This window comes from Rhodobacterales bacterium HKCCA1288 (assembly GCA_015693905.1).
Taxonomy (GTDB): domain Bacteria; phylum Pseudomonadota; class Alphaproteobacteria; order Rhodobacterales; family Rhodobacteraceae; genus M30B80.
Map to the genome: position 1 here is coordinate 1469438 of CP065161.1, position 21661 is coordinate 1491098.

20 protein-coding genes and 1 other RNA gene are annotated in these 21661 nt (G+C 55.8%); 10 read left to right on the forward strand and 11 right to left on the reverse strand.

Translation table 11 applies throughout. The features are described from left to right. Positions 1–24: 24 nt before the first annotated feature. On the forward strand, positions 25–1380 hold the full coding sequence (gene hemN, locus I3V23_07180; GenBank protein QPI84408.1) for an oxygen-independent coproporphyrinogen III oxidase: 1356 nt from the start codon (positions 25–27) through the stop codon (positions 1378–1380). Here the strand turns inward: hemN and I3V23_07185 are convergent. The 5 genes from I3V23_07185 to I3V23_07205 form a co-directional block, all read right to left on the reverse strand. Further along, on the reverse strand, positions 1377–2960 hold the full coding sequence (locus tag I3V23_07185; protein QPI84409.1) for an ABC transporter ATP-binding protein: 1584 nt from the start codon (positions 2958–2960) through the stop codon (positions 1377–1379). The genes hemN and I3V23_07185 overlap by 4 nt on opposite strands. After that, entirely contained in the window at positions 2957–4066 is a 1110-nt protein-coding gene (locus I3V23_07190) for an ABC transporter permease (protein QPI86736.1), read from the reverse strand. Before I3V23_07190 ends, I3V23_07185 begins: the two co-directional genes overlap by 4 nt. Positions 4067–4073: 7 nt before the next feature. After that, the gene (locus I3V23_07195) at positions 4074–5228 is read right to left on the reverse strand and encodes an ABC transporter permease subunit (protein ID QPI84410.1); all 1155 of its coding nucleotides are present in this window, start codon (positions 5226–5228) and stop codon (positions 4074–4076) included. Positions 5229–5233: 5 nt separating this feature from the next. After that, the gene (locus I3V23_07200; protein ID QPI84411.1) at positions 5234–7141 is read right to left on the reverse strand and encodes an ABC transporter substrate-binding protein; all 1908 of its coding nucleotides are present in this window, start codon (positions 7139–7141) and stop codon (positions 5234–5236) included. 145 nt (positions 7142–7286) lie between these two features. Next, positions 7287–7814 carry a cytochrome c family protein gene (locus I3V23_07205; protein ID QPI84412.1) on the reverse strand — a complete coding sequence of 176 codons (528 nt, stop codon included), beginning with the start codon at positions 7812–7814 and terminating at the stop codon, positions 7287–7289. A 104-nt stretch (positions 7815–7918) separates the two neighbouring features. Here I3V23_07205 and I3V23_07210 point away from each other — a divergent pair, with 104 nt between their 5' ends. Continuing rightward, entirely contained in the window at positions 7919–8773 is an 855-nt protein-coding gene (locus tag I3V23_07210; protein ID QPI84413.1) for a prephenate dehydratase, read from the forward strand. A gap of 72 nt (positions 8774–8845) precedes the next feature. Next, a complete protein-coding gene (locus tag I3V23_07215) occupies positions 8846–9766 on the forward strand; it encodes a DMT family transporter (GenBank protein ID QPI84414.1) in 921 nt (306 codons plus the stop codon). Between the two features lie 2 nt (positions 9767–9768). Here the strand turns inward: I3V23_07215 and I3V23_07220 are convergent, their stop codons facing one another. Together I3V23_07220 and nudC are read right to left on the reverse strand one after the other, a co-directional pair. Further along, complete coding sequence (locus tag I3V23_07220) at positions 9769–10239, reverse strand: hypothetical protein (protein QPI84415.1); 471 nt, start codon at positions 10237–10239, stop codon at positions 9769–9771. A gap of 94 nt (positions 10240–10333) precedes the next feature. After that, positions 10334–11317 (reverse strand): NAD(+) diphosphatase, encoded by a 984-nt coding sequence (nudC, locus tag I3V23_07225; GenBank protein ID QPI84416.1) that lies wholly within the window; start codon positions 11315–11317, stop codon positions 10334–10336. Positions 11318–11438: 121 nt separating this feature from the next. Here nudC and I3V23_07230 point away from each other — a divergent pair, with 121 nt between their 5' ends. The 3 genes from I3V23_07230 to I3V23_07240 all read left to right on the forward strand — a co-directional run bounded on the left by I3V23_07230 (position 11439) and on the right by I3V23_07240 (position 14254). Then, entirely contained in the window at positions 11439–13289 is a 1851-nt protein-coding gene (locus I3V23_07230; protein ID QPI84417.1) for a bifunctional 2',3'-cyclic-nucleotide 2'-phosphodiesterase/3'-nucleotidase, read from the forward strand. 56 nt (positions 13290–13345) lie between these two features. Next, an RNA gene (gene ffs, locus I3V23_07235) (signal recognition particle sRNA small type) lies at positions 13346–13444 on the forward strand. Between the two features lie 96 nt (positions 13445–13540). Beyond that, positions 13541–14254 carry a CatB-related O-acetyltransferase gene (locus I3V23_07240; protein QPI84418.1) on the forward strand — a complete coding sequence of 238 codons (714 nt, stop codon included), beginning with the start codon at positions 13541–13543 and terminating at the stop codon, positions 14252–14254. A 5-nt stretch (positions 14255–14259) separates the two neighbouring features. Here I3V23_07240 and I3V23_07245 read toward each other — a convergent pair whose 3' ends face one another. Further along, positions 14260–14577 (reverse strand): hypothetical protein, encoded by a 318-nt coding sequence (locus tag I3V23_07245; protein QPI84419.1) that lies wholly within the window; start codon positions 14575–14577, stop codon positions 14260–14262. Positions 14578–14706: 129 nt separating this feature from the next. Between I3V23_07245 and I3V23_07250 the strand changes: the two genes are divergently transcribed. From I3V23_07250 to recR, 3 genes are read left to right on the forward strand one after another with little or no spacing between them, the layout of a single operon-like run. Beyond that, complete coding sequence (locus I3V23_07250; GenBank protein ID QPI84420.1) at positions 14707–16458, forward strand: DNA polymerase III subunit gamma/tau; 1752 nt, start codon at positions 14707–14709, stop codon at positions 16456–16458. 18 nt (positions 16459–16476) lie between these two features. Then, positions 16477–16821 carry a YbaB/EbfC family nucleoid-associated protein gene (locus tag I3V23_07255; GenBank protein QPI84421.1) on the forward strand — a complete coding sequence of 115 codons (345 nt, stop codon included), beginning with the start codon at positions 16477–16479 and terminating at the stop codon, positions 16819–16821. A 5-nt stretch (positions 16822–16826) separates the two neighbouring features. Further along, positions 16827–17438 (forward strand): recombination protein RecR, encoded by a 612-nt coding sequence (gene recR / locus I3V23_07260; protein QPI84422.1) that lies wholly within the window; start codon positions 16827–16829, stop codon positions 17436–17438. Between the two features lie 122 nt (positions 17439–17560). Here recR and I3V23_07265 read toward each other — a convergent pair whose 3' ends face one another. The 3 genes from I3V23_07265 to I3V23_07275 form a co-directional block, all read right to left on the reverse strand. Further along, the gene (locus I3V23_07265) at positions 17561–19009 is read right to left on the reverse strand and encodes an NAD-dependent succinate-semialdehyde dehydrogenase (protein QPI84423.1); all 1449 of its coding nucleotides are present in this window, start codon (positions 19007–19009) and stop codon (positions 17561–17563) included. 20 nt (positions 19010–19029) lie between these two features. After that, a complete protein-coding gene (locus tag I3V23_07270) occupies positions 19030–20025 on the reverse strand; it encodes an aldehyde dehydrogenase (protein QPI84424.1) in 996 nt (331 codons plus the stop codon). Between the two features lie 69 nt (positions 20026–20094). After that, a complete protein-coding gene (locus tag I3V23_07275) occupies positions 20095–20727 on the reverse strand; it encodes a ribonuclease T2 (protein QPI86737.1) in 633 nt (210 codons plus the stop codon). A gap of 148 nt (positions 20728–20875) precedes the next feature. Here I3V23_07275 and I3V23_07280 point away from each other — a divergent pair, with 148 nt between their 5' ends. Next, positions 20876–21631 (forward strand): DUF1013 domain-containing protein, encoded by a 756-nt coding sequence (locus tag I3V23_07280; GenBank protein QPI84425.1) that lies wholly within the window; start codon positions 20876–20878, stop codon positions 21629–21631. Positions 21632–21661 lie beyond the last annotated feature (30 nt).

Consider the following 21661-nt stretch of genomic DNA (forward strand, 5'->3'; position numbering starts at 1 on the left):
GTCGGTTCGCCTTATGGTAGTCTGATGGACAATAACACGCAACTCCGCAAACTGGGTTTGTTCGACGCCAAAGTGCCGCGCTATACCAGTTACCCGCCCGCCACGAAATTTTCGAATGACGTGACTTCGGAAAGATTCGCATCATGGATCCAAGGGTTGCCCGAAGGTGCGCGCATTTCGGCCTATATCCATGTGCCATTTTGCAGACGCCTGTGTTGGTTCTGTGCCTGCCGCACACAAGGGGTGCGCTCGGACGAGCCGATCATTGCCTATCTGGAAAGCCTAAAACAAGAAATCACCAATCTCTCTGCACTCCTCCCAAAGGGGGTGAAACTGGCGCGATTGCATTGGGGCGGCGGCACGCCTACCTTGCTGAGCCCTGCACAGATGACAGATCTCGCAAGCCATTTGCAAACTGTGCTTCCTCTTGATGAGAACTATGAATTCTCGGTTGAGATTGATCCAAACGAAATAGATGACGCGCGCCTTGATGCATTGGTGGCTGCAGGAATGAATCGCGCTTCAATCGGGGTACAAGATTTTCATTCCGAAATTCAAAACACAATTGGCCGCCTGCAAACATATGATGTGACAAAGGCAGCGGTGGATGCCATCCGCGCGCGTGGGATTACTTCGCTGAATGCAGATATTCTATTCGGCCTGCCTCATCAGGATGCAAAGCGCATCGCAGAAACTGTTCAAATGCTGCTCTCGCTAAGCCCTGACCGCGTGGCGCTTTATGGCTATGCCCATGTGCCATGGATGTCCAAGCGTCAATCCATGATCCCAACCGATGCTTTACCGACACCCGAAGAACGGCTTGCCTTGTTCGATGTCGCGCGTGAATTGTTTATGTGGGATGGATATCAGGAAATCGGGATCGACCATTTCGCCCGACCCGATGACAGCTTGGGCCGTGCCGCGCGTGAAGGTCGTCTGCGGCGCAATTTCCAGGGTTACACAGATGACACCTGCGATACGCTGATTGGGTTAGGCGCTTCGGCTATTTCGCGCTTTCCACAAGGCTATGCGCAAAACGCCTCAAGCACCGCCGAATATCAAAAAGCCGTCCGTGCAGGCGCATTGGCCACAGGGCGTGGTCATGTCTTCAAAGGAGAAGATCGGCTCAGATCCCGACTGATCGAAGCCATCATGTGCGATTTCCAAATCGACCGCGCCGAAATTTTGGGGAATTTTGAAATCGCGCCCGCAAGTCTTGAGGCCCTGCTTCAAAGCACAGCGCGACAGTTTCCCAATATGGTGTCAGTCACGCAATCTGGTTTCTTTATTCATCCAGAGGGGCGCCCCCTGACCCGCATGATCGCGCGCGCTTTTGATGCTTATGAAATGCGCAGCGAAGGACATTCTTCAGCCATCTAATGGCTCAGAACAGCCTGCAGCAGCGATTGCGTATAAGGGTGGGCGGGTGCATCAAAGACCTGCGCCGCCTCACCCATCTCGACCACATCGCCTGATTTCATCACCAAAATCCGATGCGCTAAGGCGCGCACAACACGCAGATCATGGCTGATGAACAAATAGGCCAGCCCCTTTTTTGCTTGCAGATCGCGCAACAATTCCACGATTTGAACTTGCACGGTCATATCAAGTGCCGATGTTGGTTCGTCTAGAACGACAAGCTTTGGATTAAGCACCATCGCACGCGCAATTGCGATGCGCTGTCTTTGACCGCCCGAAAATTCATGCGGGTAACGATGCATCATGGCTGGATCAAGCCCCACCTCTCGCAACATCTCAGCCACGCGCTCTTGTCGCGCGGATTTGCTTTCAGGGTGATGAATGCTCAACCCCTCGGCAATGATTTGTTCAATCGTCATGCGCGGGCTAAGCGAGCCATAAGGGTCTTGGAACACAATCTGCATATCGCGGCGCAAGGGTTTCATTGCCGCGCTTTTCAAACCTTGAATGTCTTGCCCCTCTAGACGGATCGGCCCTTGTGACGAGATCAAGCGCATCAGCGCAAGCGCAAGCGTGGTTTTACCTGACCCCGACTCGCCCACGATGCCAATTGTCTCCCCCGCGCGGATTGAGAGAGTGGCGGCGTTGACCGCCTTCACATCCCCCACTTTGCGGCGCAGCAGCCCCGCAGTGATTGGAAACCAAACACGCAAGGCGTCACATGCGATCACTTCAGGCGCATCTTTCGCCACAGGGGCAGGCGCGCCCGTGGCCTCAGCCGCCAAAAGCTTTTGGGTATAAGGATGCTGAGGCGCCCCAAAAACATCCGCTGTTTTGCCCTGCTCAACAATTTCGCCCGCTTGCATCACGCAAACCCGATCCGCGATTTTGCGCACAACGCCGAGATCATGCGTGATGAACAAAAGGCTCATCCCTTCGGATTTTTTCAATTCGGCCAAAAGATCAAGGATTTGCGCCTGAATGGTGACATCAAGCGCAGTGGTGGGCTCATCTGCGATCAAAAGATCAGGCCCGTTGGCCAAGGCCATTGCAATCATCACGCGCTGCCGTTGTCCGCCTGACAATTGATGCGGATAGGCCCCGATCCGCGCCGCAGGATCAGGGATACCAACCTTTTCCAAAAGCGCGACACTGCGCGCCCGCGCCTCTGCACCGCTCAGGCCCTGATGCAGGCTCAGCGCCTCGCCCAGTTGCTTTTCAATGGTATGAAGGGGGTTCAGCGATGTCATCGGCTCTTGAAAGATAAAGCTTATGTCATTGCCCCGAACCGCGCGCAGCCGCGCCTCAGGCGCGCCGATCAGGCCTTCGCCGCGATAGCGCACCTCGCCCGATACTTCGGCCGCATCAGGCAAAAGCGATACAGTAGAAAGCGCGGTCAAAGATTTGCCTGATCCAGACTCGCCCACCAATGCAACAGTTTCCCCTGCCTCGATGTGAAAAGACACACCGCGCACCGCCTCGATCCGCCGCCCATCTTGCTGAAAGGTGATGCGTAGATTTTCGACCGACAGCAGGCTCATTGGAACGTCTTTCTGGGGTCGAACGCATCGCGCACCCCTTCGAAAATGAACACCAACAGCGACAGCATGATCGCAAAGGCAAAAAACGCCGTGAAGGCCAGCCATGGTGCTTGCAGGTTGTTTTTGGCCTGCAAGGTCATCTCGCCCAAAGACGGGGCGGATGAGGGCAAGCCAAAACCCAAGAAATCTAGCGCAGCCAGTGAACCAATCGTGCCCGTGACGATAAAGGGCAGCATGGTCAGCGTGGCCACCATCGCATTTGGCAACACATGGCGGAACATGATCACACGATCCGAGACGCCAAGCGCACGGGCCGCGCGCACATATTCGAAATTGCGGGCGCGCAAAAACTCGGCCCTGACAACCCCGACTAGGGATGTCCAACCGAATAAGACCATCAAAAACACCAAGAGCCAGAAATCCATGGTGAAAATCGCGGCAACGATGATGATGATATAAAGGCTTGGGGTCGCGCCCCAAATTTCGATCACACGCTGGAAAATAAGATCAATCACGCCGCCAAAATAGCCCTGCACCGCCCCCGCCGCGATTCCGATCACCGAGGCCAGCGCGGTGACGATCAGCGCGAATGTCACCGAAAGACGGAACCCGTAGATCACACGCGCCAAAACATCCCGTGCGGTGTCATCCGTGCCAAGCCAATGGTTCCCATCAGGCGGCGATGGGGCCGCGCGCCCGATATCGTTGACGGTATTGTAGCTATAGGGAATGGGCGGCCAGAGGAGCCAGCCCTTTGCAACCTCTACGCCATCAAACCGCCTTGTGGTTTGAACGGTTTCAATCACGCCTTCTGGATCATCCCAACAGGCGTCTAACCCGCCCGAGATAATCAGACATTGCACTTCAATATCACGATAAACCGCCTCGGTGCGGAAATCGCCGCCAAACTCTGTCTCAGGGTAAAAGTTAAAAATAGGCGTGTAATAGCCGCCCTGATATTGCACCAAAATCGGTTTATCATTGGCAATGATTTCAGCGAATAGGCTAATCCCGTAAAGCACAAGAAAGATCATCAATGACCAAAGCGCGCGGCGGTTGGCCTTGAAATTGCGCCAACGGCGCTGGTTAAGAGGGGAGAGCGTGATCATGCGCTCACACCTCCCGCGTTTCAAAATCAATGCGCGGGTCGATCCAAACATACATCAGATCCGACAAGATCCCCACGACCAGACCAATCAGCCCAAACACAAAAAGCGTTCCGAAAATAACGGGGTAATCACGGCTCACAGCCGCCTCAAAGCCCAAACGCCCCAAACCATCGAGGGAAAAAATAGTCTCGATGATCAGTGAGCCACCAAAAAACACCGACACAAAAACCGCGGGAAAGCCCGCGATGACAATCAGCATGGCATTGCGGAACACATGCCCATAAAGCACCCGCCCCTCCGACAGCCCTTTTGCCTTGGCTGTCATGACATATTGCTTTTTGATTTCATCCAAAAAGCTGTTCTTTGTCAAAAGCGTTAGCGTGGCAAAAGCTGCAATGGTCGAGGCGAGCACAGGTAGGGTGATGTGCCAAAAATAATCCCCGATCTTACCCAAGAGGCTCAGATCTTCCCAATTGTCCGAAGTCAGACCACGCAGCGGGAAAATCTGAAAATAACTGCCCCCCGCCAACAAAACCAACAGCAAAATCGCAAACAGAAACCCAGGGATCGCATAGGCCACGATGATCAACCCGCTTGTCCAAGTATCAAAGCGGCTGCCATCGCGCACCGCCTTACGGATGCCAAGGGGGATCGAGACCAAATAGGCAATGAGGGTCGACCACAGCCCCAAGGTGATGGAGACAGGCAATTTCTCGATCACCAAATCCACCACAGAGATTGAGCGGAAATAACTGTCGCCAAAATCAAAGCGCAGATAATCCCCCATCATAAGGAAAAACCTCTCCATCGCGGGGATGTCTTCGGCCACACATTCTGGCGCACGCAACGAAGGGGTGCCCGTAAACCCATCTTCGCAAACAAGGCGCGCGAAGTTAAATTCTAGCTTCAGCTGATCCAAAAATTGCGGCGGCAAGCCGCGCGCGCCTTGGTAATCGCTGCCGACCTGCTCCATCTGCGCGCCTGCGTCACCGCCGCCGCCAGAAATGCCTGCGAATACATCCCCTTCCCCCTCAAGCTGTGCGATCACCTGCTCAATCGGCCCGCCTGGCACGAATTGCACAAGGGCGAAATTGATCACCATGATCCCCAATAATGTCGGGATCATCAGCAAAAGACGTCTGAGGATATAGCTTGCCATAAAGTTTACAACACGCCCTGTTCTTTGAGCGCGGCTTCAGCCGCGGGATCAACCCACCAGAAATCGAGGAAGCCAAGATCATAGGGCGGCAGCGTGTCGGGATAGCGATAGATGTCATAATAGGCGACCCAATGGTTGGGGTTATACCATTGCGGCACGCGGAAAACATGGGCACGCAGCACACGGTCAAGCGCCTGCACGGCGGGGGTCAACTCCTCCTGCGTTTCAGCATCGACCACTTTTTCGATCAAGGCATCGACACCCTCATCAGCCAAACCCATGACGTTAAAGAGTGACTCATCCGCCCCAAGCGACCCAAAATATTGGCGCAACCCTGATCCCGGCTCAAAGCCCATGGGGAAGTGATCCGTGATAATGTCAAAATCCGCATCTCGTTGCCGCTGCTGCAATTGCGCAGGGTCAACGCGGGTCAAAATGGCGTTCACCCCAATCGCCTGTAGGTTTTCGACATAGGGGTTGATGATCCGATCAAACAACGGACTGGCATTCAGGAATTCCACATCCAATGTCGCGCCATTCGCGTCACGCAGCATCCCGTCATCACCAACGACCCATCCCGCCTCCTCAAGCAAGGCAGAGGCACGGCGCGCGGCGCGGCGGTCGAGACTGCGATCAGGGTCAGAGGGCGGGGTGGCAAAGGCATCTTCGGTAAAGACCCGTGCAGGCAGTTGATCCCGCAATGGATCCAGCAGCGCCAACTCAGCCTCAGATGGCAGGCCATGCGCGGCCAAATAGGTGTTTTCCCAAAAACTCGTATTCGGCGCGTAAAGCCCATAGAACAAAGTCTGGTTTGTCCATTCAAAATTGAACATCAACGCAATCGCTTCGCGCACACGCGGGTCAGCGAATTTTTCACGCCGCAAATTCATCGCAAAACTTTGACCCGAAGTGATAGACCCATCATGCAATTCTTCGCGAATAATGATCCCATCATTCAGACGCGGGAAATCATAGCCTGTGGCCCAAGTTTGGCTGCTGGATTCTTGACGGAACAGGTAATTGCCCGCCTTGAACCCCTCAAAGGCGGCAATCGCATCGCCATAATATTCAATTCGGATGCTATCGAAATTGTTCCGCCCGCGATTGATGGGCAGATCATTTCCCCAATAGTCCCGATTGCGAACATAGACCACACGTTGACCCGGATTCGCTTCGCCCAAAACATAAGGGCCAGAGCCGATGAGGGGCGTGAGGCGGCTGTCTTCAAAGGCCAAACCTGATGCCTCATGGCTCGCACGGCTGAAAACGGGCAAGCCACCCGCCGCCTCAATCCGCCCCCGCAGCGGGCTTTCGGGATTGAAGGTGAATTTGATCTCGCGCGGGCCCAAAACCTCCGCACTTTCAATGGTCATGGGCAGAGATGCACGGAAGGATGGCAAACCCTCATCGCGCAGAATTTCGTAAGAGAACAGCACATCATCCGCGGTGACAGGCGTGCCATCTGAGAATTGCACCTCTGGCCTTAGGGTGAAAATCACATAGTCACGGCTCTCAGGAAACCGCATGGTTGCGCATAAAAGACAATAAGAGGCGCCGATTTCATCCGCCGTGCCTGTCAACATGGATTCAAAGAAAATCGAGGACAAAACCGCCGAATTACCCACGCGCGTGTAAGGGTGCAGCGAGTCAAACGTGCCTGAGGGCCACGAAAAGGACATCTCCCCACCCTGTGGCGCATCTGGGTTCACATAGTCGAGATGCTCAAAATCCGCCGCGTATTTTGGTGTTCCGAAGGTGGATATGGCGTGGGTTTCGATCAAGTCTTGCGCCAATGCCTGCGTGACACCCATGCCAATTATCACGGCCCCCATCAGGCCCGTTGCCAAGGATTTCGGCACCATCCGTCTCTCGTGCATCGCAACCTCCCGACCCTTATCTCTGCGTGCGCCCATGCAGGGCGATTTGTCATTTCCCAATAACTTAGCGATCACACAGCAAAGAACCAGACCCCATGAAGTTTGCGCGCGAATCTGTGAATGAAAAAAGCCGCCCCCTGACAGGGCGGCCTTCTGAAAAATACAATCTCTCGAGACGAGCTTAGTTGCCGATGGTCGCGAGATAGGCAATCAGGTTTGCACGGTCTTCGACCTTGCGCATCCCGTTATAGGCCATGGCAGTGCCAGGTGCATATTCGCGAGGTGCTTCCAAGAAACCATTGAGGTTCTCTGGTGTCCAATCGCCTTCCAAGGCGCGGAGGCCATCCGAATAGTTGAACCCGTCAACCGAATGCTTTGCGCGGCCAACAACGCCATAAAGATAGGGGCCTACACCGTTGGCGCCTTGCTCCAGCGAATGGCAGGCCTGACACTGGCGCCACAGGCCTTCACCCGCGCCCGCATCTGCGGCGGCGTATACATCGGCAAAGGCAACCTCAACCACCTCTTCGGCAGGTTCGGCGCTACCGGCATCGGCCACTTCAATCGGATAGCCGCTAACGTGTTCTTCACCATGGCTTGCAGTGCCAACGGAATATAGCCCGTCACTGGCCCAACCAGCGAGGAGAAGTGCAAGCAGGGCTGCGCAAAGCGATGCGCCTGCTTTCGTGATGGTCATTGTATCAAACATGTCGTTCCCGTTCTCTAGCCCGAGTTGAGGGCTATCTATCTTCTTCCAACATAAGATGGCAAGGTATAGGAAGCGCGACAGAACGCCCATCTGAAAGATTTATTATGACTGCCACCGCAAACCCACGCCGCATCGCCTTTCAAGGAGAGCTTGGTGCCTATTCTCACCAAGCCTGCCGCGAAGCACGCCCCGATTGGGATGTGCTGCCCTGTGCAAGCTTTGAGGAAACGATGGATGCGGTGCGCCAAGGCGATGCTCAAGCCGCGATGGTGCCCGTAGAAAACACGACTTATGGCCGTGTGGCCGATATTCATCGTCTGTTGCCTGAAAGTGGCCTTTATATCGTGGGCGAGGCCTTTGTGCGCGTTCACATCAATCTTTTGGGTGTCAAAGGCAGCCAGATTTCTGACGTAAAAGAGGCGTGGTCGCATCTGGTTCTTTTGCCGCAATGCTCGAAATTCTTAAAAGAAAACAACATTAAAGGCTGTGTAACCACCGACAATGCCCGCGCCGCGCGCGATGTTGCTGCATGGGACGACAAAGCCAAGGCCGCGCTTGCCTCGGAACTTGCTGCTGAAATCTTTGATCTCGATATTTTGGCCCGTCATATCGAGGATCAAGACAGCAACCGCACACGATTCTTGATCATGGAGCCAAAGGCCGATCTACGCCCACGCGCGGAACATATGATGACCACCTTCGTTTTTCGCGTGCGCAACATCCCTGCGGCGCTTTACAAGGCCATGGGCGGCTTTGCGACCAATGGCGTGAACATGACCAAGCTTGAAAGCTATATGGTTGGGGGATCTTTTTCGGCGACACAATTTTATGCCGATATCGAAGGGCACCCCGATGATCGCGCCGTGCAATTGGCCTTGGAAGAGTTGGAATATTTCACCAGCGAGTTGCGAATCTTAGGCAGCTATCCCGCTGATCCTAGCCGCGATTACGGGGCCTAATCCGCCCTTGCATTGCCATCGCGCCTCGCGCAAGGTTTGCGCCGACACAAGATTTGCGCGAGCGCCCCTCACATGAACCCCCTTCGCGGCATTGCCCTGAAAATCGCGTCTGTATGCGTTTTCGTGGGGATGGCATCGTTGATCAAAGCCACCTCTGACCATGTGCCGCCGGGTCAGGCCGTCTTCTTTCGATCATTTTTTGCGCTGCCTGTGATCATCGCATGGCTGTGGATGCGACATGAATTGTCAAACGGCCTGCGCACAGTCTCGCCCTTGGGTCATGTTTGGCGTGGGGTTGTGGGCACCAGTGCGATGGGGCTTGGGTTCGCGGGGCTTGGCCTTTTGCCATTGCCCGAAGTAACCGCGATTGGATATGCCGCACCAATTTTGGTGGTTGTTTTTGCCGCCATGTTCTTGGGCGAAGATGTGCGGCTTTTTCGCCTGAGCATGGTGGGTTTGGGGATGCTTGGCGTGGTGATTGTTCTCTCTCCGCGCCTCAGCCTTGGCGGCGCTGACACCACCCATGCCGAGGCGCTTGGGGCAATGATTGTTTTGATGAGCGCGGTATGCGCCGCCCTTGCACAGGTGTTTGTGCGCAAAATGGTTGCAACCGAAGCCACATCGGCCATCGTTTTTTGGTTCTCAATTACGGCGACCTTAATGTCCCTTTTGACCCTACCATGGGGGTGGGTCATCCCTGCGCCCCGCGAAGCGATGCTCTTGATCTTGGCGGGCGTTTTAGGCGGCGTGGGTCAGATTCTGCTCACCTCAAGCTATCGCGAAGCCGATGCTTCCTTGATAGCGCCGTTTGAATATAGCTCGATGCTCTTGGCGCTTGGGGTGGGCTATATCATATTTGACGAAATCCCAAGCACGACCATGTTGGTGGGTGCGGCCATCATCATCACGGCAGGCATCGCCATCATACTAAGAGAACGGCAATTGGGGATAGAGCGCGCACGCCAACGTAAGGCCATGACGCCGCAAGGCTAAACCTAGCCCAAGGAAGCGCGATATTCCGCCTCGACCTCATTGCCACGGCGCACCAAATAACCCGTCATCCGTTGCAAAACGCGGCCCCGCGCAAGTTTCAAAGATTGGATCACAAGCCGCGCACTTAACGTGGTTGGCTTCAACTCCAAGGTCGCGCTGACATTCGACATTTGCGGATTGATGCCTTGAAAGCGCAGCTCATAGATCGTCTGCATTCCCCCGATTTGGCTTTCAATCACCATCACCTCTTCGTGGATGAAATTCGTGATTTGCGAAGAAACAGGGCGCGCGCGGCCGCGCAATTTGATCTCACCTGACCAGCCTGTGCCTTTGCGGGGCTGCAACCACCCGCCTTCCCGCACGAGCTTGGCGCCGCGTCCCGTCAAATCAGCTTCGATCTGCGTAAAATCGCAAAACCGCTCGAACACCAGTTCAAGCGGGGCATCAATATCTTCGGTCGCTTTGAATTTCATAGCTGATCACCCCAATGCTATACGCCGATCTTTTACGCGCTGTGAAGGCAGGGCGTCTGGCCAAAGACCACCCCAATCGCGCACCGTTTGCAGCCTATATGAACCGATCTGCGAGCCAGTTTTCCAGCAAAAACCGCGCAATTGCACCTTTGCGCGGCGAAGATATTTCTGGGTGTGACCCACAAAAGACATCCATCGCTTCTTGGCGGCTTAACCATCGCGCATCATCCAATTCATTTGGATCAACCGTGATCTTTGTGCTTGTGGCGGTGGCTAGGCAGCCGAACATCAAAGAGTTGGGGTAAGGCCAAGGTTGATTGGCAACATAGCGCACTTCGGATGTGGTGATCCCCGCCTCTTCTAACACTTCGCGGCGCACGGCGGCCTCGATTGTCTCACCAGGTTCGACAAACCCTGCGAGTGCGGAATACATCCCTTCGGGCCAACCATGCGAACGCCCCAACAAAATTTGATCGCCATAGGTCACAAGCATGATCACCACGGGATCCGTGCGCGGGAAATGCGAGGCGCCACAGGCGGGGCATTTGCGCTGCCACCCGGCCTGCACCATCTGCGAAGGGTTGCCGCATTTGGCGCAATAGAGATGCGAACTGTGCCAATTCAACAAAGCACGGGCTGTTGCTGCCAATTCCGCTGCGCGTGGAGGCAGGGTGATCATAATGCTGCGCAATTCCAAAAACACTGCGCCCTCGGGCGCATCTGGATGAGCCTGCTCGGACAGATCAACAAAGGAGTTCAAGCTGACCCCTTCTGGCAATTCAGGGTCCCAATTGCTGAGCTCTTGCGCAAAATAGGCCACCCCATCCTCGGACAGCCCCAAAAACAACCGCGCCTCCTCTGCGAGATCTCGCAAAAGCGGTGCGTCTTTTGGCAAAAAGCACAAGGACGCCAGACCCGTTTCTGCATCGCGCTGACATAGCACCTTGCCGCGCCACAGAACCAAGATATGCGCCTTTGCGATTTGCCCCAATTGCACAGGATCATCCCGCAAATGCGCCGCACGATCTAAATTCGATCCACCAAAGGTGACGGCAGAGGCAGTTGGTAAAAGGGGCATGTGATGTGATCCTTGCTTCGCGCCCGAACCTTACAGAGACGTGAACGCGGTGCAACAAGAATGGGATTGCGCAGCACTACCCTTATGGTTGTATGATGCCCCCATCATAAGGGGATGAGATTTGGCTGCGGGACGGATCATCACAAGGACGGCGCGGTCCGCGCGTCTGAAGGTCACGCTTTTTGCGACCACCGATTTACACGCTCATCTTACAGAATATGATTATTTCCACGACACCCCCGACCCCACCCGCGGGCTTGATGCTTTAGCCCCGCTGATTGCACGATTGCGTGGCGCTTTTCCCAATTCTCTACTGCTTGATAATGGGGACACATTTCAAGGAACCCCGTTGGGGGATTTGGCCGCCCGTGAGTCAGGGCCGCACCCAATCGTTGCGGCAATGAATGCGCTGCAATACGACGCGATGGGGCTTGGCAATCACGACTTCAATTATGGGCTAGACTTCACCCAAGCCATCGCCAAGGGCGCGAATTTTCCAGTGGTCCTGTCAAATGTCGAAGGTATTGCTGCACCAGCGGGCCTTGCCAAGTCCCACATGCTCACCCGCAATTTCCGAGATGAAATGGGTCGCAGCCACGAAATTAAAATCGGGCTTTTGGCCTTGGTGCCGCCACAAATTCTGCAATGGGATCGCGCCCTTTTAAAAGGCCGCGTCACAGTCACCCCCATCGCCGAGCAAGCTGCCATCACTGCGCGCGCCCTTAAATCTGACGGGGCCGATATTGTTGTGGCCCTTTGCCATAGTGGAATCGACCGCAACGGCCATGATCCTTCAGGCGAAAATGCCGCCGCCGCGGTGGCGCGCATTCCTGAAATTGACGCGCTGATCTTTGGCCATACGCATCGTCTCTTCCCCGATCCAAAATCAGCCGCAGCTGAACCCCTGCCCGCCTTAGACCATTACCGCGGGCGCATTCACGGCAAACCTGCCGTTCAACCTAAATTCTGGGGCCGTGGCATTGGACTGATCCATCTCACCCTCGCACAAGATGGCGATGCGTGGCGGGCGATAGAGGGCCATGCAGCACATCACATGCTGCGCCCAAAAGCGGTCGCAAAACCACCGCAAACCCCAATTCATGACCGCGTCATAGCCCATATTCGGCGCCCTCTTGGGCAAACTGAGACTCGGCTGACCAGTTATTTTTCGATGATCACACCTTGCGCGATTGGCACGCTTTTGGCCGATGCGCAGCGCAAGGCCGCAGCCCATGCTTTGACCGAGATCGGCGCAGAAGACCTGCCCCTGCTATCGGCGGTTGCACCTTATAAGGCGGGCGGACGGGCGGGCCCTGATCATTACATCGACATCCCCGCGGGTGATTTAACGCGCAAACATGCGGCGGAAATTTGCCTTTATCCCAACAGCCTTGAGGTGGTCGAGGTGACGGGTGCCGATATTGTCGAATGGCTTGAACGCAGTGCATCGGCCTTTGTGCAGATCACAGGGCATGGCAGGCCCGAACTTATTGACCCGCGCGCAATGAGCTATAATTTCGACACGCTCTATGGCCTGAGCTATGAGATCAACCTCGCCCAACCCGCCCGTTTTGACCCCGAAGGTGTCCTAAAAAACCCACATGCAAGACGGATTGAGAACATAACCTATCAAGATGCGCCGCTGCGTTCAGAGATGCGGTTTCATGTCGCCACCAACTCCTATCGGGCGGGCGGGGGCGGTCATTTCACCGCGCCCGCGCGCGGCATAGCAAAATTAGGGGATATGACCCCCATGCCTATCGAAGAGATCCTCTGCGCCTATCTTAGCACGCAAAGCCCCCTTGCGGTTACGCCCAAGCCAGTTTGGCGCTTTACACCCCTAAACGGCGCGAAGGCTCTATTCAGCACATCCCCTACTGCGCGGGAGGTCGGCAAAGAGCGCGATTTGAATGGTCTGGCCTATTGTGGCGTCTCGGCCCAAGGGTTCGCACAATTTGAAATCACGCTGTAGCCTGCATTTTTTCTGCAGCCCTTGCACCAAGAGCTAAGATTGACTAATTGAGGGGTTGAGAGGTTGGCGCGGACAGGCTCCTCGCCAACCCGGTCAGATCCGGAAGGAAGCAGCCGTAACGAGTCCCGCTTGGGTCGTTGTCCAGCCTCTCACCTTTCCCCTGCAAATAAGTGTCACCTGAACCCTTGCGGCGATGCCCAAAACCAACCAAGCTGTGGCTTGGGTTACGGAGTTTCGGGGAATAGGCTGCAATGAATCGCTTTCGCTGCACCGATTTGGCATTGGTCGAAACGCTGCCTATGCGTTTTTATCCAAAACTGCGCGCAGGCCATGTTTTGAACAATGCAAGCGCCAAGTTTGAGCGCCACAGCCAGCATAATCCAAAAGGTCTGATGCCGCTTGGTGCCTATTCCTACAGCCATTCCGTGTTTAATGCGGGTTGGATTGGGCGATATTGCTCGATCAGCGAAAATGTCCGCGTCATGGGGGCCAGCCATCCGAATCACTGGGTGACAACCTCGCCTGTGCAATATCAACCCCGCAGGCGGCGGATGTTTGACCTGCCCCCCTTGCCTGACTCTGCTCGGTATGATGGCGCGGCACGGCCTGTGCGCATCGGGCACGATGTTTGGATTGGCCAAGATGTGCTGCTGCGTGATGGTATATCCATCGGCAATGGCGCGGTGATTGCAGCGGGTTCTGTGGTGACACGCGATGTGGCAGATTACATGATTGTTGGCGGCAACCCCGCCCGTGTCATCCGTCCCCGTTTTGCACCTGAGATTGCAACGCGACTTCTACGCAGCGCGTGGTGGGAGAGCACCCCCGAAACATTATCTGACCTGCCTTTTGATGACCCTTTGGCGTTTTTAGATGGGTTCGAGGCAAAATCCGCCCCACCTGAAATGCCCGATGACCGGCGCACCATATGGGACTGGTCGGGGATCACACCGCCCAAAGCGTGATGACCTTAGCTGCCCCCACCATAAAGGCCATTCACAAGTGAAGCCCAAATAAAATTCCCCGCCATCGCGAAGAACAGGGCCACGCAAAAATAGAGGGTCAGCCCATGCACCAAATAGCGCATCCGCCCCAAGGCCCCTTGACGCCATAACCAAATGCCCGCGGCGGTTGCGGGCAAATGGATCAACACGAAGATCGACACCACCGATAACGGGATGGCCCGAAACCCGCCCTCAACAAGAGCGGCCCATAGATGAACCAACGCGACAAAGACGCTGGCCAAGATCAAAAACAGGAATATCAAAAGCCGTGATCTATCGCTCATCGCGTCCCCGCTTGCTTTGCGCGCAGGAAGCGGTTGCCGCGCCGCTCATCTGCGCCTAGTTTGCTATTAACCCTGCAGGCAGGACGCCGTTCTGCCAAGCAAAAACCGTCAAGAGCCGTTGGAAACCCTATGACCCAAACCACCGATCAAGCCTATCAGGTGCTTGCGCGCAAATATCGCCCCGCAAGTTTCGCCGATTTGATCGGGCAAGAGGCCATGGTGCGGACACTGAAAAACGCGTTCGCCGCAGACCGCATCGCGCAAGCCTTCATTATGACAGGCATTCGCGGCACAGGGAAAACGACCACCGCACGAATTATTGCTAAAGGCCTAAACTGCATTGGCCCTGATGGTTCGGGCAAGCCCACGACTGAACCCTGCGGGCAATGCGAACCTTGCACCTCTATTGCCGAAGGGCGCCATGTCGATGTCATGGAAATGGACGCGGCTTCACGCACTGGCGTGAATGACATCCGCGAGATTATTGAAAGCGTCAATTATCGCTCTGCCAGCGCGCGCTATAAGATTTACATAATTGACGAGGTTCACATGCTGTCGACCAGCGCGTTCAACGCGCTGCTTAAGACATTGGAAGAACCGCCTGCCCATGTGAAATTCATCTTCGCGACCACAGAGATTCGCAAAGTGCCTGTCACCGTATTGTCGCGCTGCCAGCGGTTTGATTTGCGCCGCATCGAGCCCGAGGTGATGATCACGCATTTGCGCAAAATCTCGGATCTGGAAAAAGCCGAAATCACGGACGAAGCCTTGGCCCTGATCACGCGCGCGGCGGAAGGGTCTGTGCGCGATGCGCTCAGCCTTTTGGATCAGGCAATTTCCCATGGGGCAGGCGAGACCAGCGCGGAACAAGTGCGCGCGATGCTCGGCCTTGCAGATCGCGGGCGTGTCATGGATCTGTTTGAGATGATCATGCGCGGCGATGCCAAGGGGGCATTGGATGAATTGGCCACGCAATACGCTGATGGCGCTGACCCAATGGCAGTTCTGCGGGATTTGGCCGATATCACCCATTGGCTGTCGGTTGTGAAAATCTCGCCCGAAACCGCGGAAGACCCCTCTATTTCTCCTGATGAGCGCAGCCGCGGGATGGCGCTATCGGGGGATTTGCAAATGCGCGCCTTGTCGCGGATGTGGCAGATGCTGCTGAAGTCGCTTGAGGAAGTGGCCTTTGCCCCCAATGCGATGATGGCCGCCGAAATGGCCGTTATCCGCCTGACCCATGTGGCCGAATTGCCAAGCCCCGATGATTTGATCCGTAAGCTGCAATCCACAACACCGCCCCCTGCCGCACCGCCGCGCGGGCCAGCCCCCACACAAGGCGGATCGCATGGCGCACCCGCGCGAGGCTCAAGCCTTCCAAGCAGCACAGGCGGCGCAAATGGCGCGCCACAAGCGGCCCTTTCTGAGGCCCCAGAGGCCCTACTGGCCCGATACCCAACTTTTGAACATGTGGTCGCATTGATCGAAGAGATGCGCGACATCAAACTGTTGGTTGAGGTCAAGACCACTTTGCGCTTGGCCTCCTATCGCGCGGGGCGCATTGAATTTGAACCCACCGACCGCGCGCCCGAAGATTTGGGGCCGCGCCTTGGCCAGCGCTTGACGCAATGGACAGGGACAAGATGGGTGGTTTCGGTCGTCTCCTCGGGCGGCGCACCCACCATCGAAGAGCAAGCGAATGCGGAGCGTGCCGAGCTTGAAAAAGAGACCAAAGACCATCCGCTGATGCAGGCCGTCCTCTTGGCCTTTCCACACGCCAAAATTACAGATATCCGCAGTCACACAGATATTCAGGCCCATGCTGCGGTCGAGGCCTTGCCCGAGATCGAAGATGAATGGGATCCGTTCGAAGATGATTAACCACAAAGGATGATTGATATGCTCAAAGGCCTTGGCGGTCTTGGCGATATGACCAAGATGATGAAACAGGCGCAAGAAATGCAGACCCGCATGGCGGAAATGCAAGAAAACCTGCACACAATCCGTGTCACAGGGGAAGCAGGCGCAGGCCTCGTAAAGGCCACAGCCAGCGCCAAAGGCGAATTGGTGGGTTTGGATATAGATCCCTCCATCTTTAATGGGGATGACAAGGAAGTGGTCGAAGATTTGATCTTGGCCGCCATCAAAGATGCGCAAGCAAAAGCCTCTGATCGCAGTCAGGAAGAATTGCAAAAAATCACTGCTGAGCTTGGCCTGCCAGCAGGCATGAAGCTGCCCTTCTGATTTCGATGAGCGAAGGCGCGCGCCAAATAGAGGAATTGATCGCGCTGATGGCGCGCTTGCCTGGTCTTGGGCCACGCTCGGCACGGCGTGCGGTTTTGCACCTGATCAAAAAACGCGCAGGCCTGATGACACCCTTGGCGCAATCCTTGGCCGAAGTGGCCCGTGACGCGCGAGAATGCCTCTCTTGTGGCAATATCGGAACCGATGAGGTCTGCGCGATTTGCACCGACCCCAAGCGGGGCAATGGCCAAATCTGCGTGGTCGAGGATGTCGCCGATCTTTGGGCGATGGAACGCGGCCGCGCCTTTGGCGGACGTTATCATGTCTTGGGTGGCACGCTATCGGCACTAGACGATGTTGGCCCTGACGATCTGCGTATCCCGCGCCTTATTGAGCGGGTCGCTAGAGATGGAATTGAAGAAGTGATCCTTGCGCTGAATGCCACCGTTGATGGTCAAACCACCGCCCATTACATTGCAGGCGAACTCGCCCCAATGGCGCGCGAAGGACACGTGAAAATCACATCACTGGCGCAAGGTGTGCCCATCGGGGGTGAATTGGACTATCTTGACGATGGCACGATTTCCGCGGCCTTGAGCGCGCGGAAATCCTTTTAACCTAAATCCCAAACCTAAGCGGTCGTTCTACAGGTCAGGGCATATGCATGCCTCATGCGCATCCACGCGCCCCTCGACCATATGCGCAATCCCCCACACGCATCAGGTCGAGGGAAGTGGGATCAGAGCCCGTCAATGCAGACATATTTGGTATCAAGATAATCTTCGACACCTTGGCTGCCGCCCTCTTTGCCAAGACCTGATTCCTTGACGCCGCCAAAGGGGGCCTCAACCGTGGTGATCATGCCAGAATTGATCCCGACCATGCCATATTGCAAATCTCGATCAAGGCGCATCGCGCGCGCCAAATTGGAGGTGTAGGCATAAGCCGCAAGGCCAAAGCGGGTGTTATTGGCCATATCAATCCCGTCTTGATCTGTCTCAAATTTGAACACGGGCGCAACAGGGCCAAAGATTTCTTCCTGCGCAAATTCCATGTCGGCTTTGGCCCCTGTCAAAATCGTTGGCTGAAAGAATGTGCCGCCCAATTGATCCCGCATGCCGCCTGTGGCCACAGTGGCACCTTTGGCTTTGGCGTCTTCCACAAAGCCCTCGACCTTTTTCAACGCCGCTTGATTGATCAACGGCCCTTGGGTCACGCCCGCATCCATGCCATTTCCAAGTTTCAGCGCGCGGGTTTTCTCAACCAGTTTCGCCACGAATTCATCATGCACACCAGCCTGCACAAAAACACGATTGGCGCAAACGCAGGTCTGACCAGAATTGCGAAACTTAGAGGCCATTACCCCGTCAATCGCACGATCCAGATCAGCATCGTCAAAAACGATGAATGGAGCATTCCCCCCCAATTCCATGGAGACTTTCTTGACTGTATCAGCTGACTGGCGGATCAATAATTTGCCCACATTGGTCGAGCCCGTGAAGGTCACTTTGCGCAATTCAGGGCGGGCCATCATCGCCCCACCAATGGCGGGTGCATCCCCCGTGACGATGTTAATCACCCCTTTGGGATAGCCCACATCCTCGGCCAAAGCTGCCCAAGCCAAGCCTGAATAGGGGGTTTCTTCCGAAGGCTTCGCAACAACTGTGCAGCCAACCGCCAAAGCAGGCGCAAGTTTGCGGGCCAGCATCGAGGAGGGGAAATTCCAAGGCGTAATCATGCCCACAACACCCACGGGATGCTTTGTTACCAAAATACGGCGACCATTGACGCCTGCAGGAACGATCTCGCCTTTCACACGGCGGGCCTCCTCTGCATACCACCGCAGATATTGCGCACCGATGGCAATTTCGCCCTTCGCTTCAGCCAAAGGTTTACCCATCTCGCGGGTCAACAATTCGGCCAAACTGTCTTGGTTATCCATCAACGCATCGTGCAATTTCCACAAAAGCGCCAAGCGCCCCATCAAGTCCATCGCTGCAAAAGCAGGAAAAGCTGCATGGGCTGCATCAATCGCGCGCATGGTTTCTGATTGGCCAGATTTTGGAATTTGCCCAATCACCTCGCCCGTGGCGGGGTTTGTAACATCCAAGGTCGCACCATCATCGGCGCCCACCCATGCGCCTGCGATATAATTCGCCTCGCGCATCCAGTTTTTCCAATCTGCCATGCTCCTCGCTCCTTTCTTATTCAGGCTTGCGCCCCCATCTTGCGCGCCACATCCAACATGCGCGCAGAAAATCCCCATTCATTGTCATACCACCCAAAGACGCGCAGCATCCCGCCTTTGGAGCGTTTGATCTGATCCCCTTGCACGATCAAAGACTCGGGGCGCGCCCGAAGATCAGTCGAGACAACAGGCGCCTCGGTATAGCCTAAGATCGGCCCTTTGGCTGCGCGCAGGACATCGCGCGCCGCCTCAACCGATGGTCGCTGCTCGGTGATGACCGCCAAATCGATACAAGAGACACTTGCCGTTGGCACCCGAATAGCAGAGCCAGTGATCCGCCCCGCAAGATGGGGCAGCACAAGATCAATCAACTTTTCCGCACTGGTCGTTGTGGGCACCATCGACAAGGCCGCCGCGCGGGATCGCACCAAATCCCCCATCGGCATATCCACGGTGGGTTGGCTGCCCGTATAACAATGCACTGTCGTCATCAAAGCCGTCTCGACCCCAAACGCCTCATCGAGAACCCGCATCAGGGGGGCTGTGGCATTGGTGGTGCAAGATGCGTTCGACACAATGCGCGCTTCGGGCACTAAGGCCGCATCATTCGCCCCCAAGACCAGCGTCACATCAGCATCAAGGGAGGGGCCAGAAATCAGCACCCGTGCGGCACCTGCGCGCAAACCTGCCTCGGCAATCCGCCGATCCATGGCGCGCCCTGTGCATTCCATCAGAATATCCACCCCCGCAAGGGGCAGCGCCGCCAGATCAGGCTCGCAGGTAAATGCAATCGGGCGTCCATCAATCACCAATGTGCCATCACCGCAGGTCACCTCGCCCGCGTAAGGGCCAAAGACGCTGTCATATTCGAACAGGTAAGCGCAGGTCTTGAGAGGGGCGATGTCGTTGATGGCGACAATCTCAACCTCGGGCCAACCGCCCTTAAGCCACGCGCGCAGCACGGTGCGCCCAATGCGACCAAAGCCATTTATTGCCACACGAATGGGGGCGGTCATGATGCCGAATCTCCTGATTGCTGTGAGGGGGCGAGTGATGCATGCCCACCGCGAAGGTGCAAGCATGCATCAGCGGATTGGATCAAACAGCGCCTCACGCAAAGAACAATCGCGCCCCATATCGGCAGGGCAATCACGGGGCTCTAAATCGCGGGTCAGACAAATGCGCAATTCTGCGATGCGACCTGCGCGGCAGGTGGTGACAACACCAGCGTCACTGAAATCGGGGTTGGCTTCGCGGAGCGCGTCCTCCACCACTTCGGCTGGCAGGCGGACAGGCCGATTAAGTTGGGTCAAAACCGCAGGCACAGTCACCGCCGCATAAGCGCGGCGCGATAGGGCGAAGTAATCCTCAGCAGGCAGGCCAGAACAGACCCCATGCTTACGCCATTGGTGCCACGCAAGGCCTGAGCTTCCCATGATATCAACCATGCCTGCCGTCAACGCATCACTTGGGCCGCGCGCGGGTGTTGAGCAATAACTGGGCCACCCCTCCTCATATTGTGGCCAAAGCCCGTGCAAGGTGAACCCATGGCCTGCGCCCGACTCGCATTGCGCCGCGCCACGCTCATCCCCCTCAATCGCGCACCATGTTGAATTCCAACTGAGGGCTAAGACATAAAGGTCAAACACCCCCGCCTGATCTGCCCGCGCAGGGAGTGCCGCGCCACATAGTGCAAAGGCCAAAAGCCCCGCACGCATCAATCTGCACCCCATCTCGCGTTTCCCTCTTTCCTTGCGCCAATCGCTGTCTTATATAACGGGCAACTTCCCCGAAATCGAGGAATTGCGGCCCCCGCCGCAGCGTTGTTTCAGCGCCCGCCCGATTGCATCCGAAAAGGAGCTAAAAATGACAAAACCCATCATGGCAAAAGCCACCGCCGTTTGGTTGGTGGATAACACCACGCTCAGCTTTAAGCAGATCGGCGATTTCTGCGGGCTGCATGAATTGGAAGTGCAAGGGATTGCAGATGGTGACGTAGCCACAGGCGTCAAGGGTTTTGACCCGATTGCCAATAACCAGCTCGACCAAGACGAGATTGATCGTGGTGAGAAAGACCCTGCGCATAAGCTAAAGCTGAAGCATAACCCCGCAGCACTGGGCGAGGAAAAGCGCCGTGGCCCACGCTACACGCCCCTGTCCAAGCGTCAGGATCGTCCTGCTTCAATCCTTTGGTTGGTCAAATTCCACCCAGAGCTGTCCGATGGCCAGATTGGCAAATTGGTTGGCACCACCAAACCAACCATCCAAGCGATCCGCGAACGCACCCATTGGAACATTTCCAACATCCAACCAATCGACCCTGTTGCGCTTGGTCTGTGCAAGCAGTCTGAATTGGATGCCGCCGTGCAATCAGCCAACGCGAAACGCGCCAAAGAAGGTCTGGTTATGACCGATGATGAGCGCCGTAAATTGGTCTCGACCGAACAAAGCCTTGCAGGTGATCCAGAACCCAAAATGCCAAGCGCGATTTCGGGTCTTGAAACATTCAGCCTCTCAGGCAATGCGTCTGCCGCCGATGAGGACGGGGACGAAACAGAAAAGACCTATGATGCGGACAGCTTCTTTAACCTGCCAGACGATAAAGACGAAGACGACAAATAATCAGGCGTTATAACGCCTGCCCTCTGAAAA

Excerpts from the sequence above, each read along its gene's own strand:
- hemN (QPI84408.1), top strand. The coding sequence starts at position 25 with ATGGACAATAACACGCAACTCCGCAAACTGGGTTTGTTCGACGCCAAA.
- I3V23_07185 (QPI84409.1), bottom strand. The coding sequence starts at position 2,960 with ATGAGCCTGCTGTCGGTCGAAAATCTACGCATCACCTTTCAGCAAGAT.
- I3V23_07195 (QPI84410.1), bottom strand. The coding sequence starts at position 5,228 with ATGGCAAGCTATATCCTCAGACGTCTTTTGCTGATGATCCCGACATTA.
- I3V23_07200 (QPI84411.1), bottom strand. The coding sequence starts at position 7,141 with ATGGGCGCACGCAGAGATAAGGGTCGGGAGGTTGCGATGCACGAGAGA.
- I3V23_07205 (QPI84412.1), bottom strand. The coding sequence starts at position 7,814 with ATGTTTGATACAATGACCATCACGAAAGCAGGCGCATCGCTTTGCGCA.
- I3V23_07210 (QPI84413.1), top strand. The coding sequence starts at position 7,919 with ATGACTGCCACCGCAAACCCACGCCGCATCGCCTTTCAAGGAGAGCTT.
- I3V23_07215 (QPI84414.1), top strand. The coding sequence starts at position 8,846 with ATGAACCCCCTTCGCGGCATTGCCCTGAAAATCGCGTCTGTATGCGTT.
- I3V23_07220 (QPI84415.1), bottom strand. The coding sequence starts at position 10,239 with ATGAAATTCAAAGCGACCGAAGATATTGATGCCCCGCTTGAACTGGTG.
- nudC (QPI84416.1), bottom strand. The coding sequence starts at position 11,317 with ATGCCCCTTTTACCAACTGCCTCTGCCGTCACCTTTGGTGGATCGAAT.
- I3V23_07240 (QPI84418.1), top strand. The coding sequence starts at position 13,541 with ATGAATCGCTTTCGCTGCACCGATTTGGCATTGGTCGAAACGCTGCCT.
- I3V23_07245 (QPI84419.1), bottom strand. The coding sequence starts at position 14,577 with ATGAGCGATAGATCACGGCTTTTGATATTCCTGTTTTTGATCTTGGCC.
- I3V23_07250 (QPI84420.1), top strand. The coding sequence starts at position 14,707 with ATGACCCAAACCACCGATCAAGCCTATCAGGTGCTTGCGCGCAAATAT.
- I3V23_07255 (QPI84421.1), top strand. The coding sequence starts at position 16,477 with ATGCTCAAAGGCCTTGGCGGTCTTGGCGATATGACCAAGATGATGAAA.
- recR (QPI84422.1), top strand. The coding sequence starts at position 16,827 with ATGAGCGAAGGCGCGCGCCAAATAGAGGAATTGATCGCGCTGATGGCG.
- I3V23_07265 (QPI84423.1), bottom strand. The coding sequence starts at position 19,009 with ATGGCAGATTGGAAAAACTGGATGCGCGAGGCGAATTATATCGCAGGC.
- I3V23_07270 (QPI84424.1), bottom strand. The coding sequence starts at position 20,025 with ATGACCGCCCCCATTCGTGTGGCAATAAATGGCTTTGGTCGCATTGGG.
- I3V23_07275 (QPI86737.1), bottom strand. The coding sequence starts at position 20,727 with ATGCGTGCGGGGCTTTTGGCCTTTGCACTATGTGGCGCGGCACTCCCT.
- I3V23_07280 (QPI84425.1), top strand. The coding sequence starts at position 20,876 with ATGACAAAACCCATCATGGCAAAAGCCACCGCCGTTTGGTTGGTGGAT.